We start from the raw sequence: 14,605 nt of genomic DNA on the forward strand, positions 1-14,605 counted from the left end.
GGCATGTGAAATATGGTCGTGAAAACATCATTTTCACAGTGAAATCGCCGACGTTGAAGGCACTAAAAATGTATGTGCAAAAAAGAATTCGTAGGTATAATTCGCCGATGTCCCGAATGCGGCCCTGGCTTTTGTCGTGTTTTGTGGGTTTAAGTAGGAACAAAAGAGTTGGTATTGGAGAAAGCAGGCATGAATTTTTCGCATGAAAAGCAGCCCGGGAAAAATGTAACCGGGATCACCATCGTGATCCTGTTGCACGTCCTCGTTGCCTATGGGATCATCACCGGTCTCGGCAAGCGCATGGTCACGAAGATGGCTGAAGCAGTGGAGACCAAGATCATCGAGGAGAAGGCGCCTCCTCCACCGAAGGAAATTCCGCCACCGCCTCCGCCGCCGGAAATGAAGGCGCCGCCGCCACCGTTCATCCCGCCAGTCGAAGTGAACGTGCAGCAGCCCCCTCCGCCGCAAAGCCCGATCTCGCAATCGACGTCGGCCAAGCCGGCATCGAACGAACTGGCCCGTCCGCAAGCGCCTGCTCCGGCAGCGCCAACGGGCAACGCGAACCCGGTCAAGGTGGCAGCGGTCGCCGACTTCAACACTTGCGCAAAACCAGAGTGGCCTAAAGCCTCCCTGCGCAATGAGGAAACCGGTACCGTGACGCTGCAATTCCTGATCGCCGAAGATGGCCGCGTGGCCGATTCGAAAATCTTGAAATCCAGTGGTTTCCGTGAGCTGGACAAGGCGGCAGTGGTCGGTATCAGCAAGTGCCGCTTCAAGCCGGGCACCACCGACGGCAAGCCGGAAAAAGCGTGGATGCAAATGCAGTACGTCTGGACGCTGGAATAACCCGGGACTCAAGGTCCCAACCTGTGACTTTTCGTTGTCATTACGTTCAGCGAACTGATTATTTTATATATTTGGAGGAAGCATGTTTAAGAATACCCGTTTGTCCGCTGTCCTGGCGGCTGTCCTGTTCTCGGTAACCGCGGCCGCAGCCCTGGTTTCCGCACCTGCATTCGCTGACGCCCCTGCATCCGCGTCCGCGTCCGCAGCCGCAGCCGCCCCAGCGGCAAGCGCACCAGCAGCCGACGCTGCCGCAGCACCAGCGGCTGACGCCGCTGCCGCGCCAGCAGCCGCTCCAGCCGGCACCAAGGAAGAAGTCGAGAACCCGTTCGGCATCACCGCCGTCTGGGCCGGTGGTTTCGTTCCGCGCGCTACCCTGATCATCCTGTCGCTGATGTCGATGGGTTCGTGGTACATCATCATCACCAAGCTGCTCGACCAGATGAAGATCTTCAAGCAGTCGAAAGAAACCTCGGCCAAGTTCTGGAAAGCTTCCTCGATCGCTGCCGGTTCGGCATCGCTGAAAGAAGGCTCGCCATTCCGCTTCATCGCTGAAACCGGCACCAAGGCTACCCAGCACCACGACGGCGCCCTGCTCGAGCAGATCGACCTGTCGACCTGGGTGACGATGTCGATCCAGCGCGCTGTTGAAAAAGTCCAGTCGCGTCTGCAAGATGGCCTGTCGTTCCTGGCAACCGTCGGTTCGACCGCACCGTTCATCGGCCTGTTCGGTACCGTGTGGGGTATCTACGGCGCGCTGACCAACATCGGTATGACCGGTAACGCATCGATCGACAAGGTTGCAGGTCCAGTCGGTGAAGCACTGATCATGACCGCCTTCGGCCTGTTCGTCGCCGTTCCAGCCGTTCTGGGTTACAACTGGCTGGTTCGCCGCAACAAGTCGGCAATGGAAGATGTCCGTTCGTTCTCGGCCGACGTGCACTCGGTCCTGATCTCGGGCGCAATGTCGACCAGCGAAGCTGGCCGTCTGGCAGGTGCTGCTGGCGCCAAGAAGATTGGATAAATCATGTCGATGAGCGTCGGCTCCGATAGCGGAGACGAAGATGCAGTCATGTCAGAAATCAACACGACGCCGCTAGTCGACATCATGTTGGTTCTGCTGATCATCTTCCTGATTACCAGCCCGGTCGTGTTGAAGTTGCAGAAGATTCAGCTGCCAATCGAGACCAACCAGGTTGCCAAGACCAAGCCGGAAGACGTCAATATCGTGGTCAACAAAGACGGCGATATGTACTGGAACCAGAAGAAGCTTGCGAACACGGACGAACTGTTCGAGTTCCTGAAAAAAGAGTCGGTGAAGCTGCCGCAGCCGGAAGTGCATGTACGTGGCGATCAAGAAACCAAGTACGAGTACATCGGCAAGGTGATTTACACGGCACAGCGTGCTGGGGTTCAGAAGGTCGGTTTCATTACCGAACCGCCTGACAAGGGCTAATCCCCTCCCCGCCGCCGGCCCAGCAGCACGGTCCGGCGCGGGGATCCCGACATTTGAAAAGGAAACACCATGAGTATGAACGTCGGTTCAGGCTCCGGCAGCAAAAACGCTGATCCGGAACCAATGATGGAAATGAACATGACACCCTTGATCGACGTGATGTTGGTCTTGATTATCATGTTGATTATCACGATTCCGAAGCAAAACCATTCGGTCAATCTGAACATGCCGGTTGGCAATCCACCGCCACCGACCACCGAGCCGGTCGTCGTCACCATCGACGTCGACTTCGACGGTACCATTTTGTGGGACAACGTCCAGGTGCCGGACCGTGCAGCGCTGGAAGCCAAGCTGGCCAATGTGGCAGCCCAGGCCGATCAGCCGGAAGTGCACCTGCGTCCGAACAAGCTGGTGTCGTACAAGTATGTTGCTGGCGTGATGGCGTCGGCCCAGCGTCTTGGCGTGACCAAGATCGGCATGGTCGGCAACGAGCAGTTCCAGTAATCGTAATTCGTAAGACGAACACGGCAGGCATCCCCTGCCGTTTCTCATTTTGAAGAAAGAATTCCACACAATGCCAAAATTCCGTCTCGCGCACCTCGGCCTCGTGATGGCCGCCCTCGGCTTCACTGCAGCCGCTCCCGTCCTCGGTCTGTCTTCCGCGTACGCCGCTGAAACCATGCGTCCAGAAATCGGCACTCCGCTGCAAGCTGCACAGAACCTGATGAAACAGGGCAAGCACAAGGAAGCGCTGGCCAAGCTGCGCGAAGCCGACAACGTCAGCAACAAGACTGCCAACGAAAGCTACCTGATCGAGCGCGTGCGCGCCGCGGCAGCCTCGTCGGCCGGCGACTACGAAGCCGCCGCCAAGTCGTTCGAGACGCTGATCGCATCGGGCCGCCTGTCGGCCGGGGAAAAGGAAAAATTCTCCGAAGGCCTGGTCGGCCTGTACATGCGCGCCAAGGATTTTAGCAAGGCCAACGCGGCCATCAACCGCCAGCTGAAGGACCACGACAGCGCCAACCTGCGCGCGCTGCTGATCCAGAACTATTACAACTCGGGCAACCTGTCCCAGGCCGAGAGCGAACTGCGCACCATCGAAAAGAACGGCCGCCTGAGCGAAGACCAGCTGGGCCTGCTGGCTAACATCCAGCTCAAGAAGAACGACAAGGAAGGCTACGTCAACACCATCGAAAAGCTGGCCGCGTCCTACCCGAAGACCTCGTACTGGACCGACCTGCTCAACCGCGTGGTCACCAAGCCGGGCTACTCGAACCGCCTGACGGTGGACGTCTACCGCCTGAAGCTGGCCAACGGCCTGCTGAAGAAGCCAAGCGAATTCGTCGAGATGGCCCAGCTGGTGCTGCAGGCCAAGGCGCCGGCTGAAGCGCTGAAAGTCATCGACAAGGGCTACAAGGCAGGCGTGCTGGGTGTGGGCGCCGAAGCGCCGCGCCACCAGCGCCTGAAGGACCTGGCCGACAAGACCCTGGCCGAGAACAACAAGACCCAGGCGACCGAAGAGGCAGCCCTGGTCAAGGCCAAGGACAACGACGGCCTGGTCGCGATGGGCTACGGCATGGTGCAAGCCGGCCAGGCCGACAAGGGCCTGGCGATGATGAACGACGCGATCAAGGCCGGCGGCCTGCGCAATCCGGAAGACGCCAAGCTGCACCTGGGCGAAGCCTATGCGGTCGCGGGAAAGAAGGAAAAGGCGATTTCGACGCTGAAAACGGTGAGCGGCAAGGACGGCACCGCCGACCTGGCGCGCTACTGGATCATGGCCATCAATCACCCGATGAACTGATCGCCCTGAGCCCTGCCTCTCGAAAAGCGCTGCCTGCTCCCGCGGGCGGCGCTTTTTTCTTATGGCGCCGCCGCCCGGCATGGTCCGGGTGTGAAAGCGGCAACTTGACCGTATAATCCTGTATTTCACACAGTTTTCCGCACCAGGCAGCTATGAAGGTATTCCGGGGACTTCCCAACGACAGGGCGCGTGCGCCCTGCGCGCTCACGATCGGCAACTTTGACGGTGTCCACCGCGGCCACCAGGCATTGTTGGCGCGCGTGCGCGCCAGCGCCTCGCAGCTGGGCCTCGAAGCGGCCGTGATGACGTTCGAGCCGCATCCGCGCGAGTTTTTCGCCGCGCGCGCCGGCGACCTGTCGCGCGCCCCGCAGCGCATCGCCAACCTGCGCGACAAGCTCGAATCGCTCGCCAGCGCCGGCATCGACCGCGTAATCGTCGAGCATTTCAACGCTCACTTCGCGTCGATGCCGCCGGAGGAATTCACCAGCCGCGTGCTGGTCGAGGGCCTGCACGTCAAATGGCTGATGGTGGGCGACGATTTCTGCTACGGCGCCAAGCGCGCCGGCACGGTCGCCATGCTCAGGCAGGCCGGCGAGCGCCACGGCTTCCACGTCGAGACGCTGCCCACCGTGATGCATGGCGCCGAGCGCATCTCCTCGTCGGCCGTGCGCACCGCGCTGGCAGGCGGCGACTTCGAGCAATCGCGCCACCTGCTCGGCCACTCCTACGCCATCTCCGGCCACGTGATCCACGGCCAGAAGCTCGGCCGCACCCTGGGCTTCCCGACCCTGAACCTGCGCGTCGCGCACCGCCCCGCCCTGTCCGGGATTTTCGTCGTGCGCGTGCACGGCCTGGCCGCCCAACCGCTGCCGGCCGTGGCCAGCATCGGCATTCGGCCCACCGTCGACGACTCTGGCCGCGTGCTGCTCGAAGTGCACCTGTTCGACTTCGACCAGTCCTGCTACGGCAAACTGGTGCGGGTCGAGTTCCTCGAAAAGATCCGCAACGAGGAAAAGTACGAGGACCTGGCCATCCTGACGGCGGCCATCGACAACGACGCGCGCCATGCCCGCGGCTACTTTGCCCGCCGCGCCGGCGCCCTGACCGCCACCGACCGAATTTGAAGCGGGCCACGCCACCGGCCCTCGCGGCCAACGTCCCCGCAGACCATCACCTTTGAAGAAGAATATGTCCGATACCAGCAAACCAGCAAACCCGAAGGCAGCCAAGAAGCCCGAGTCCAAATACCCGGTCAACATGACCGACACCCCGTTCCCGATGCGCGGCGACCTCGCCAAGCGCGAGCCGGGCTGGGTCAAACAGTGGCAGGACAAGAAGATCTACGAGCGCGTGCGCAAGGCCGCCGCCGGCCGCCCGAAATTCATCCTGCACGACGGCCCGCCGTACGCCAACGGCGACATCCACCTCGGCCACGCGGTCAACAAGATCTTGAAGGACATGGTCGTCAAGTCGCGCACCATGGCCGGCTTCGACGCGCCCTACGTGCCGGGCTGGGACTGCCACGGCATGCCGATCGAGATCCAGATCGAAAAACAGTTCGGCAAGAACCTGCCGACCGCCGACGTGCTGACCAAGGCACGCGCCTACGCGCTCGAGCAGGTCGACCGCCAGCGCGCCGGCTTCATTCGCCTGGGTGTGCTGGGCGAATGGGACAACCCGTACATGACCATGGCGTACGGGAACGAGGCCGACGAACTGCGCGCCCTCGGCACCCTGCTCGAAAAAGGCTACGTCTACCGCGGCCTGAAGCCGGTGAACTGGTGCTTCGATTGCGGCTCCGCGCTGGCCGAGGCGGAAGTCGAATACCAGGACAAGCGCGACCCGGCGATCGACGTCGGCTTCCCGTTCGCCCAGCCTGAAAAGCTGGCCGCCGCTTTCGGCCTGCCTGCCCTGCCGGCCGGCGACGGCTTCATCGTGATCTGGACCACCACCCCGTGGACCATCCCGTCGAACCAGGCGCTCAACGTCAATCCCGAAATCACCTACGCGCTGGTCGAGACCGCGCGCGACGGCAAGCCGCTGCTGCTGATCCTGGCCGCTGACCTGGTCGAGTCCTGCCTGCAGCGCTACAAGCTCGAAGGCGAGGTCGTCGCCACCTGCCTGGGCGCCGCGCTGGAAGGTATCGGCTTCCATCACCCGCTGTACCAGGCCGACGCCTTCTACGACCGCCTCTCGCCGATGTACTTGGCCGACTACGTCACCACCGAAAGCGGCACCGGCGTGGTGCACTCGGCGCCGGCCTACGGCCTGGACGACTTCATTTCGTGCAAGGCGCACGGCATGAAGGACGACGAGATCCTCACTCCCGTGATGGGCGACGGCCGTTTCGCCTCGACCCTGCCGCTGTTCGGCGGCATGACGATCTGGGAAGCGTCCAAGCCGATCTGCGACGCGCTGCGCGGCGCCGGCGCCCTGTTCGAGCTGAAGATGTTCGACCACAGCTACATGCACTGCTGGCGCCACAAGACCCCGATCGTCTATCGCGCCACCTCGCAGTGGTTCGCCGGCATGGACACCACGCCGAAGGACGGCGGCCCGACCCTGCGCGAGACTGCGCTCAAGGGCATCGAAGAGACGAAATTCTTCCCGGACTGGGGCCAGGCGCGCCTGCACGGCATGATCGCCAACCGTCCGGACTGGACCCTGTCGCGCCAGCGCCAATGGGGCGTGCCGATGGCCTTCTTCCTGCACAAGGAAACCGGCCAGCTGCACCCGCGCACGCCGGAACTGGTCGAGCAGGTCGCCAAGCTGTTCGAGCAGCACGGCATCGACGCATGGCAGACGCTGGAGCCGAAGGACCTGCTCGGCGAAGACGCCGACATGTACGTCAAGAACAAGGACACGCTGGACGTCTGGTTCGACTCCGGCTCGACCCACCAGACCGTGCTGCGCGGCTCGCACAAAGAGCAGTCCGCATTCCCGGCCGACCTGTACCTGGAAGGCTCGGACCAGCACCGCGGCTGGTTCCACTCCTCGCTGCTGACGTCCTCGATGTTGAATGGCCGCCCGCCGTACAAGGCGCTGCTCACCCACGGCTTCACCGTCGACGCCGAGGGCAAGAAGATGTCCAAGTCGCTCGGCAACACGCTGGCGCCGCAGAAGATCTCCGATACGCTCGGCGCCGACATCCTGCGCCTGTGGGTCGCCTCGACCGACTACACGGGCGAGCTGTCGATCTCCGACGAGATTCTCAAGCGCGTGACCGAATCGTACCGCCGCATCCGCAACACCTTGCGCTTCCTGCTGGCGAACACCTCGGACTTCGATCCGAAGGCGAACGCCGTGCCGGTTGCCGAACTGCTCGAGATCGACCAGTACGCCATCGCCGGCATGGCCGCGCTGCAGGCCGACATCCTGGCCCACTACGAGCGCTATGAATTCCACCCGGTGATCGCGCGCCTGCAGAACTACTGCTCGGAAGACCTGGGCGGCTTCTACCTCGACATCCTGAAGGACCGCCTGTACACCACCGCGGTCGATTCGCACGCGCGCCGCTCGGCCCAGACCGCACTGTGGCACATCGCCCAAAGCCTGCTGCGCGTGATGGCGCCGACTCTGTCGTTCACCGCCGAGGAAGCGTGGGCGGTATTCGCCGGCGCCGAGGCATACAGCGCCAGCGACGAAACCATCTTCACGCAGACCTACTGGGACCTGCCGGAAGTACCGAACGCCGCCGCCCTGCTCGACAAATACGCCGCACTGCGCGCCGTGCGCGCCGACGTCACCAAGGAGCTCGAAGAGCTGCGCGGTTCGGGCGCCATCGGCTCGTCGCTGCAGGCCGAACTGACGGTCAAGGCTGCGCCGGAGAAGTACAAGCTGCTCGCCAGCCTGGACGACGACCTGCGCTTCGTGTTCATCACCTCGCAGGCGAAGGTCGAGCAAGTGGCCGCCGAAGCCGACGAGGCGATCGAGGTGGCCGCGTCGACTGCGCCGAAGTGCGAGCGCTGCTGGCACTACCGCGCCGACGTGGGCACCCACGCCGAACACGCAGGCCTGTGCAGCCGCTGCGTGAGCAACCTGTTCGGCGCCGGCGAGAAGCGCGTCTTCGCCTGATATCAACCTGACCTCACCATCCATGGCAACCAAAAAAACAACGACGTTCTCCTCCGCTTCGAAAAACCGCGCCGGCCTGGCTCCATGGCTGGGCATCGCGGCCATCGTCATCCTGTGCGACCAGCTGTCGAAGATCGCCATCACCAAGTTGTTCACCCTGGGCGAAGAAAAGGTCATCACCTCCTTCTTCAACCTGGTGCTGGCGTATAACCGCGGCGCCGCCTTCAGCTTCCTGTCCAACCAGGGCGGCTGGCAGCGCTACTTCTTCACCGCCATCGGCGTGGCCGCAGTCGGCTTCATCATCTACCTGCTGCGCAAGCATGCTGGCCAGCGCATGTTCTGCTGGGCGCTCGCGCTGATCATGGGCGGCGCCATCGGCAACGTCATCGACCGGCTGGTGTATGGCCACGTGATCGACTTCCTCGACTTCCACCTGGCTGGCTTCGGCCACTTCCCGGCCTTTAACGTGGCCGATAGCGCCATCACGCTCGGCGCGATCCTGTTCATCTACGACGAACTGCGGCGTGTGAACAAGAACTGATTACCAGGAGCTCCAGCATGACGATGGATTTGAAGGGCAAGAAGATCGTCCTCGGCCTGTCCGGCGGGGTCGCGTGCTACAAGGCGGCGGACCTGTGCCGCTCGCTGGTCAAGGAAGGAGCGTCCGTGCAGGTCGTGATGACCGAGGCGGCCACCCATTTCATCGGCGCCGTCACCATGCAGGCGCTGTCGGGCAATCCGGTGCACACCGACCAGTGGGATCCGCGCATCGCCAACAATATGGCGCACATCGACCTGACCCGCGGCGCCGACGCGATCCTGATTGCGCCCTGCTCCGCGGACTTCATTCGCAAGCTGGCCCACGGCGCCTGCGACGACCTGCTCTCGACGCTGTGCGTGGCGCGTCCGCGCCATGTGCCGCTGCACATCGCGCCTGCCATGAACGTGGAAATGTGGGACAACCCGGCCACCAGGCGCAACGTGGCGCAACTGCGCGCCGACGGCCTGTGCGTGTTCGGCCCGGCCGCCGGCGACCAGGCCTGCGGCGAAACTGGCTTCGGACGCATGCTCGAACCAGACGAGCTGCTGGAAGAACTGGTGGCCTCGTTCCAGCCCAAGGTCCTGGCGGGCAAGCGCGTCCTGATCACGGCCGGCCCCACTTTTGAAGCGATCGACCCGGTGCGCGGCATCACCAACCTCTCTTCGGGCAAGATGGGCTACGCCGTGGCGCGCGCCGCGCGCGAAGCCGGCGCCGACGTGGTGCTGGTGTCCGGCCCGACCACCCTGCCCACCCCGCACGGCGTGCGCCGCGAGAACGTCCAGAGCGCGCAGCAGATGCACGATGCGGTCATGGCGGCGATCGGCGGCCAGCACGTGTTCATCGGCGTGGCGGCGGTGGCCGACTGGCGCGTCACCAACGCCAGCGACCAGAAAATGAAAAAGCAGGACGGCGGCGTGCCGCAGCTCGAATTCGCCCAGAACGCCGACATCCTCGCCTCGGTTGCCGCCACCACCTCGGTGTCGGGCTGGCCCTACTGCGTCGGTTTTGCCGCCGAATCGGAGAATCTGGTCGAATTCGGCGCCATCAAGCGCGAAAAAAAGGGCATTCCTCTGTTGGTGGGCAATATCGGCCCACAAACTTTCGGGCAGGATGAGAACACCGTGATTTTGTTCGACGAGGACGGCCACACCGTGCTGCCGCGCGCCGACAAGCTCACGCTTGCGCGCCAGCTGATTTCCGAAATCGCCAAGCGCATCGAGCAGCGTTCCCTGCTCACCTGAACCACAAGGACCAATGAAGACCATCGACGTAAAAATTCTCGACCCGCGCATGAAGGACATGCTGCCGGCCTACGCCACGCAAGGCAGCGCGGGCCTCGACCTGCGCGCCTGCATTGAAGAGGCAATCACCATCGAACCTGGCGCCACGGTGCTGATCCCGACCGGGATCGCGATCCACGTCGCCAACCCCGGCTACTGCGCGATGATCCTTCCGCGCAGCGGCATGGGCCACAAGAACGGCATCGTTTTGGGTAATCTGGTAGGCTTGATCGACTCCGATTACCAGGGCCAGTTGATGGTCTCGACCTGGAACCGCGGGCAGCAGGCATTCACGCTGAACCCGATGGAACGGCTGGCGCAGTTGATCGTCGTGCCGGTTGTGCAGGTTGGCTTTAACGTCGTCGACGAATTCGACTCGGACAAGGAAAGTGAACGCGGTGCTGGCGGCTTCGGCAGCACCGGCAAACAATAATAAACGAGGAACTCAAATGAAGCGCATCGATGCTCTGTGGCCGGCTGTGACGCTGGCGTTGTTGATGTCTGGCTGCGCCACCCGCAGCCCTCTCCAGCAAGGCCCCGTCCCGCCAGAGCCGTCGCGGGCGGCCGAACCAGAAGCACCGGTGCTCACTCCTCGCATGGCGGCGGAAGCCGACCAGCTCACCAAAATGGCGACGCTGCAGGACCGCCTGTACCGCGTCGCCGCGCCGCTGTTGATCAACAACGCGGAACTGTGCAAGACGCAGGCGCGCAACCTGCTGGGCTTCACCGCCAAGAACCGCTACTCCTACCCAGGCGAGTACAACGAAGCCGCGCACATCGCCTTCGGCATGGGCGAAAGGCTTCAGGTAACCGGCGTGCTCGCCGGCAGCGGCGCTTCGCAGGCCGGCCTGCGCCGGGGCGATCGCCTGGTGTCGGCCGGCGGCAAGGCGCTGCCGAGCGGGCCGAATGCATCGACGATGGCGGGCGCCGTGTTCGGCCCGCTGATCGCGGCGCATCCGTCGCTGCCGATGGGCGTCGAGCGCGATGGCGCCAACAAGCAGCTGACCATTCCCGTCACCCGCGCCTGCGGCTTCGGGATCGAACTGGGTAACTCCGACAACATCAATTCGTATGCGGACGGCTCGCGCGTGATGATCACGCGCGGCATGATCAACTTCGTGCGCGGCGACGACGAGCTGGCCTACCTGCTGGCGACCGGCATGGCGCACAATATGCTTGGCCACCATACCTCGCAGCGCTACGCCGGCACCGTGGGCGGCATCATCGACAATCTCGTCACGGTCAATCCCGACCAGTCCATGCTAATCGGCAGCGGCGGCATCAAGGCGATGCCGGCCGACGTGGACGCCGCGGCCGACCGGCTCGCGGTGTACTTGCTGGCGCGCGCCGGCTACAGCCTCGATGGCGCCACGGCATTCTGGAAGCGGCTGGCGTCGACCTACCCGGCGTCGGTACTGAACGGGTATGTGGCCAACCATCCGGCGACGGCAACGCGCACCGCCGCGATCGACAAGGCCATGGCCGAAGTGAGCGCCAGGCAGAAGGCCAAAAAGCCGCTGGTGCCGGACGCCGTCGTGGCGGCGGCGGAAGCGGCGCCTGCCGCTAAAAATTCGGGAAGTCCGGAAAAAACGTCCCCATCACGTAAGTCAGCAGTCCGCAAAACGCCACCACCGCCACCAGCACAATAAGCAAACGGCCGAACTTCGGCGAGCCGACGTCTTTTTTTGTATCATGGGTCATGTTTTTTTTACCGCGCCAATTTTCAGGCGCCCAGTATATTCGATCCCATGGACAGCATCGACCTTGAAGTACTAAAGACCTGCGCGGACTGGCTCGCCGCCGGCCAGCGCTGCCAGCTGGTCACCGTCGTCAAGACCTGGGGATCGAGTCCGCGTCCGGTCGGCGCCATGCTCGCGATCCGTGCGGATGGCCAGGTCGTCGGATCGGTCTCCGGCGGCTGCATCGAGGACGATTTGATCGAGCGGGTTCGCCTGCACGGCATCGAGCGCACCATCCCCGAAATCGTCAGCTACGGCATCAGCGCCGACGAAGCGCACCGCTTCGGCCTGCCGTGCGGCGGCACCATCGAACTGGCGATCGAACCGCTGTCGTCCGGCAGCGCCATTGTGGAGCTGCTGGAACGGCTCGACCGGCATGAGCTGGTCGCACGGCGGCTCGACCTGCGTACCGGCGCGGTCACCCTGGCAAGCGCGCCGGCGGGCTCAGTCCAGCATATGGATGGCGACGTCCTGTGCACCATCCACGGCCCGCGCTGGCGCCTGTTCATCATCGGCGCCGGACAGCTGTCGCGCTTCGTCGCCCAGGTGGCGACGGCCATGGACTATGACGTGACCGTGTGCGACCCGCGCGAAGAATATCGCAGCGGCTGGAATGTTCCGGGCGTGGCGCTGGTGCACATGATGCCCGACGACCTGGTGCTCGAAGCGCGCCTTGACCGGCGCAGCGCCGTGCTGGCCCTGACCCACGATCCCAAACTGGACGACCTGGCGCTGATGGAAGCGCTCAAGTCCGACGCTTTTTATGTCGGCGCGATCGGCTCGCGCCTGAACAACGCCAGGCGCCGCGAGCGGCTCAGGGAATTCGACCTGAGCGACGAACAGCTCGCGCGCCTGCATGGTCCGGTGGGCCTTTACATCGGCAGCAAGACCCCGGCCGAAATCGCCATCTCGATCCTCGCCGAGATGACCGCCGTGAAAAATGGCGTGCCGGCCGCGCAGCAGCTGAGCCACGCCGCCGCCCTCACCCCGCCTGGTGTCAACGCCTGCATGCGCGACTAGCCGATTCAATCGCAAGAAACGGATTTCGCCCGCCACCGGGCGCGACCCACACTACACTTTTCTCTCACCGGATCCATTCATGAACACAGCAAACCTCCTTCGCCTCGTCCTGCTCGCGGCGATCTGGGGCAGTTCCTTCCTCTTCATGCGCATCAGCGCCCCGGTGCTCGGCCCCGCGGTGCTGATCGAATACCGCGTCGCCTTCGCGGCGCTGTTCCTCGCCATCGTCGGCTTCTTCCTGAAAAAGCGTCTCGACCTGCGCGCCAACTGGAAGCACTACCTGATGCTCGGTTTCTTCAACTCCGCGCTGCCCTTCCTGTTGTTCGCATTCGCCGCGCGCACGCTGACCGCCTCGGTGCTGTCGGTGCTGAACGCGACCGCGCCGATGTGGGGCGCGCTGATCGGCGCCGTCTGGGCGAGCCAGAAGATCACCGCGCGTACCGCGCTGGGCCTCGTTCTCGGCACCCTTGGGGTCGCGCTGCTGGTCGGCTTCGATCACGCCACCTCGAAGCCAGGCGCCGCGCTGGCCGTGGTCGCCGCGCTGGGAGGCGCCTTCAGCTACAGCATCGCCAGCGCCTACGCGCGCAAGGCCCGCTCGATCGAGCCGTTCGCCAACGCGCACGGCAGCATGTGGGCAGCGACCTTGCTCGTGATTCCCGCGCTGCCGTTCTTCCCCGCGCCGGCCGAACCGACGCTTGGCATCATGGGCGCGGCGCTGGCGCTCGGCGTGATGTGCAGCGGGATCGCCTACATCATCTACTTCAAGCTGATCGAGGATGTCGGGCCGACCTCCGCGCTGACGGTCACCTTCCTCAATCCCCTGTTCGGCATCCTGTGGGGCGTGCTGTTCCTCGGCGAGACCGTGGGCTGGTACACGGCGGCGGGCGCCGCCATCGTCATCACCGGCACCGCGCTGGTGACTGGCTTCGTGCCGCGCTTCGGCGCGCGGACCGCAGTCGCGGCACGATGATGCAGGTAACGATCCTGCTCCCCGCCGGCTACCAGAGCGCCGACGTCCTCGCCTTCCACAGCCGCGATGCGGAAAGCGTGGCCGAGCAGGTCACCGAAGACCGGATCCTCAAGGGCGTGCTGCTCGATGGCGTGCCGGTGCTGTTCGACGTGGCGCTAACGCCGTTCGAAGCCCTGTGCGACGTGCATGCGGATGGCGCGCTTTCGCCGAAGGCGCAGCAGATGGTGCAGGAAGCGCTGCTCAACATCCTTGGCCTGCGCATCGATCCTGCGCCCTTCCTCGCGCTGGCGGGCGAGGACGATTTGCTGGGCGACGTGGCGCGGCGCCGGCCGCATCTGCGCGTCGTGCAGTCGGCCACGATCTTCGAAGCGCTGACCTGGGCCGTCATCGGCCAGCAGATCAACCTGACCTTCGCCATCGCGCTGCGCCGCACCTTCATCCAGCAGGCGGGCGTGCGGCACAGCAGCGGCGTGTGGTGCTATCCCGAAGCGAAGCAGGTGGCTGCGCTCGAGCTGTCCGACCTCACCTCGCGAAAATTCTCCGGCGCGAAAGCGGAAACCCTGCTGCGCCTTGCGCGATTGGTAGCCGAGGGCGAGTTGCGGCTCGACCGCGGCGATGACATCGGAAGCGCCAGCGCCGCCCTGTTGGCGGTGAAGGGCATCGGTCCCTGGACGGTGAACTACGCGCTGCTGCGCGGCTACGGCTACGCCGACTGCTCGCTGCACGGCGACGTCGCGATCCGTGCCGCCTTCCAGCACCTGCTGGGCGAAGACGCCAAGCCGGACATGCCGCGCACCGAAGCGCTGCTGGAACGCTACAAGCCCCACCGAACGATGGCTGCGGCCCATCTCTGGGCCAGCCTTCAAGATAAGTGACAG

At 64.1% G+C, this 14,605-nt stretch carries 14 protein-coding genes; all 14 read left to right on the forward strand.

All coding sequences use genetic code 11. The features are described 5' to 3' along the window. Positions 1 to 189: 189 nt before the first annotated feature. Positions 190 to 846: an energy transducer TonB gene (locus tag Q4S45_RS15115; RefSeq protein ID WP_305505596.1), complete on the forward strand. Its 657-nt coding sequence runs from the start codon at positions 190 to 192 to the stop codon at positions 844 to 846. Between the two features lie 82 nt (positions 847 to 928). Continuing rightward, positions 929 to 1,867 carry a MotA/TolQ/ExbB proton channel family protein gene (locus Q4S45_RS15120; protein WP_305505598.1) on the forward strand — a complete coding sequence of 313 codons (939 nt, stop codon included), beginning with the start codon at positions 929 to 931 and terminating at the stop codon, positions 1,865 to 1,867. A gap of 3 nt (positions 1,868 to 1,870) precedes the next feature. Beyond that, a complete protein-coding gene (locus Q4S45_RS15125; protein ID WP_305505600.1) occupies positions 1,871 to 2,299 on the forward strand; it encodes a biopolymer transporter ExbD in 429 nt (142 codons plus the stop codon). A 69-nt stretch (positions 2,300 to 2,368) separates the two neighbouring features. After that, positions 2,369 to 2,803 carry a biopolymer transporter ExbD gene (locus tag Q4S45_RS15130; RefSeq protein WP_305505602.1) on the forward strand — a complete coding sequence of 145 codons (435 nt, stop codon included), beginning with the start codon at positions 2,369 to 2,371 and terminating at the stop codon, positions 2,801 to 2,803. 70 nt (positions 2,804 to 2,873) lie between these two features. After that, complete coding sequence (locus tag Q4S45_RS15135) at positions 2,874 to 4,103, forward strand: tetratricopeptide repeat protein (protein WP_305505603.1); 1,230 nt, start codon at positions 2,874 to 2,876, stop codon at positions 4,101 to 4,103. A 152-nt stretch (positions 4,104 to 4,255) separates the two neighbouring features. Then, complete coding sequence (locus Q4S45_RS15140) at positions 4,256 to 5,227, forward strand: bifunctional riboflavin kinase/FAD synthetase (RefSeq protein WP_305505605.1); 972 nt, start codon at positions 4,256 to 4,258, stop codon at positions 5,225 to 5,227. A gap of 64 nt (positions 5,228 to 5,291) precedes the next feature. Further along, positions 5,292 to 8,177 carry an isoleucine--tRNA ligase gene (ileS, locus tag Q4S45_RS15145; protein ID WP_305505607.1) on the forward strand — a complete coding sequence of 962 codons (2,886 nt, stop codon included), beginning with the start codon at positions 5,292 to 5,294 and terminating at the stop codon, positions 8,175 to 8,177. A gap of 22 nt (positions 8,178 to 8,199) precedes the next feature. Then, the gene (gene lspA / locus Q4S45_RS15150; RefSeq protein WP_305505609.1) at positions 8,200 to 8,718 is read left to right on the forward strand and encodes a signal peptidase II; all 519 of its coding nucleotides are present in this window, start codon (positions 8,200 to 8,202) and stop codon (positions 8,716 to 8,718) included. A 23-nt stretch (positions 8,719 to 8,741) separates the two neighbouring features. Then, a complete protein-coding gene (gene coaBC / locus Q4S45_RS15155; RefSeq protein ID WP_305512113.1) occupies positions 8,742 to 9,959 on the forward strand; it encodes a bifunctional phosphopantothenoylcysteine decarboxylase/phosphopantothenate--cysteine ligase CoaBC in 1,218 nt (405 codons plus the stop codon). Positions 9,960 to 9,972: 13 nt separating this feature from the next. Then, the gene (gene dut / locus Q4S45_RS15160) at positions 9,973 to 10,431 is read left to right on the forward strand and encodes a dUTP diphosphatase (protein WP_305505611.1); all 459 of its coding nucleotides are present in this window, start codon (positions 9,973 to 9,975) and stop codon (positions 10,429 to 10,431) included. A gap of 16 nt (positions 10,432 to 10,447) precedes the next feature. Continuing rightward, positions 10,448 to 11,647, forward strand: a complete 1,200-nt coding sequence (locus Q4S45_RS15165) for a M48 family metallopeptidase (RefSeq protein ID WP_305505613.1) — start codon at positions 10,448 to 10,450, stop codon at positions 11,645 to 11,647. A gap of 99 nt (positions 11,648 to 11,746) precedes the next feature. Next, positions 11,747 to 12,757: an XdhC family protein gene (locus Q4S45_RS15170; protein WP_305505615.1), complete on the forward strand. Its 1,011-nt coding sequence runs from the start codon at positions 11,747 to 11,749 to the stop codon at positions 12,755 to 12,757. A 79-nt stretch (positions 12,758 to 12,836) separates the two neighbouring features. Beyond that, entirely contained in the window at positions 12,837 to 13,727 is an 891-nt protein-coding gene (locus tag Q4S45_RS15175) for a DMT family transporter (RefSeq protein ID WP_305505617.1), read from the forward strand. Beyond that, on the forward strand, positions 13,724 to 14,602 hold the full coding sequence (locus Q4S45_RS15180) for a DNA-3-methyladenine glycosylase 2 (RefSeq protein WP_374046042.1): 879 nt from the start codon (positions 13,724 to 13,726) through the stop codon (positions 14,600 to 14,602). The genes Q4S45_RS15175 and Q4S45_RS15180 overlap by 4 nt, the downstream gene beginning before the upstream one ends. The last annotated feature ends 3 nt before the right edge of the window (positions 14,603 to 14,605 follow it).

Origin of the sequence: Massilia sp. R2A-15, from assembly GCF_030704305.1 — a bacterium.
Taxonomy (GTDB): domain Bacteria; phylum Pseudomonadota; class Gammaproteobacteria; order Burkholderiales; family Burkholderiaceae_D; genus JAFCUW01.

Coding starts and splice junctions, on each gene's coding strand:
- Q4S45_RS15115 (WP_305505596.1), top strand. CDS start 190: ATGAATTTTTCGCATGAAAAGCAGCCCGGGAAAAATGTAACCGGGATC.
- Q4S45_RS15120 (WP_305505598.1), top strand. CDS start 929: ATGTTTAAGAATACCCGTTTGTCCGCTGTCCTGGCGGCTGTCCTGTTC.
- Q4S45_RS15125 (WP_305505600.1), top strand. CDS start 1,871: ATGTCGATGAGCGTCGGCTCCGATAGCGGAGACGAAGATGCAGTCATG.
- Q4S45_RS15130 (WP_305505602.1), top strand. CDS start 2,369: ATGAGTATGAACGTCGGTTCAGGCTCCGGCAGCAAAAACGCTGATCCG.
- Q4S45_RS15135 (WP_305505603.1), top strand. CDS start 2,874: ATGCCAAAATTCCGTCTCGCGCACCTCGGCCTCGTGATGGCCGCCCTC.
- Q4S45_RS15140 (WP_305505605.1), top strand. CDS start 4,256: ATGAAGGTATTCCGGGGACTTCCCAACGACAGGGCGCGTGCGCCCTGC.
- ileS (WP_305505607.1), top strand. CDS start 5,292: ATGTCCGATACCAGCAAACCAGCAAACCCGAAGGCAGCCAAGAAGCCC.
- lspA (WP_305505609.1), top strand. CDS start 8,200: ATGGCAACCAAAAAAACAACGACGTTCTCCTCCGCTTCGAAAAACCGC.
- coaBC (WP_305512113.1), top strand. CDS start 8,742: ATGGATTTGAAGGGCAAGAAGATCGTCCTCGGCCTGTCCGGCGGGGTC.
- dut (WP_305505611.1), top strand. CDS start 9,973: ATGAAGACCATCGACGTAAAAATTCTCGACCCGCGCATGAAGGACATG.
- Q4S45_RS15165 (WP_305505613.1), top strand. CDS start 10,448: ATGAAGCGCATCGATGCTCTGTGGCCGGCTGTGACGCTGGCGTTGTTG.
- Q4S45_RS15170 (WP_305505615.1), top strand. CDS start 11,747: ATGGACAGCATCGACCTTGAAGTACTAAAGACCTGCGCGGACTGGCTC.
- Q4S45_RS15175 (WP_305505617.1), top strand. CDS start 12,837: ATGAACACAGCAAACCTCCTTCGCCTCGTCCTGCTCGCGGCGATCTGG.
- Q4S45_RS15180 (WP_374046042.1), top strand. CDS start 13,724: ATGATGCAGGTAACGATCCTGCTCCCCGCCGGCTACCAGAGCGCCGAC.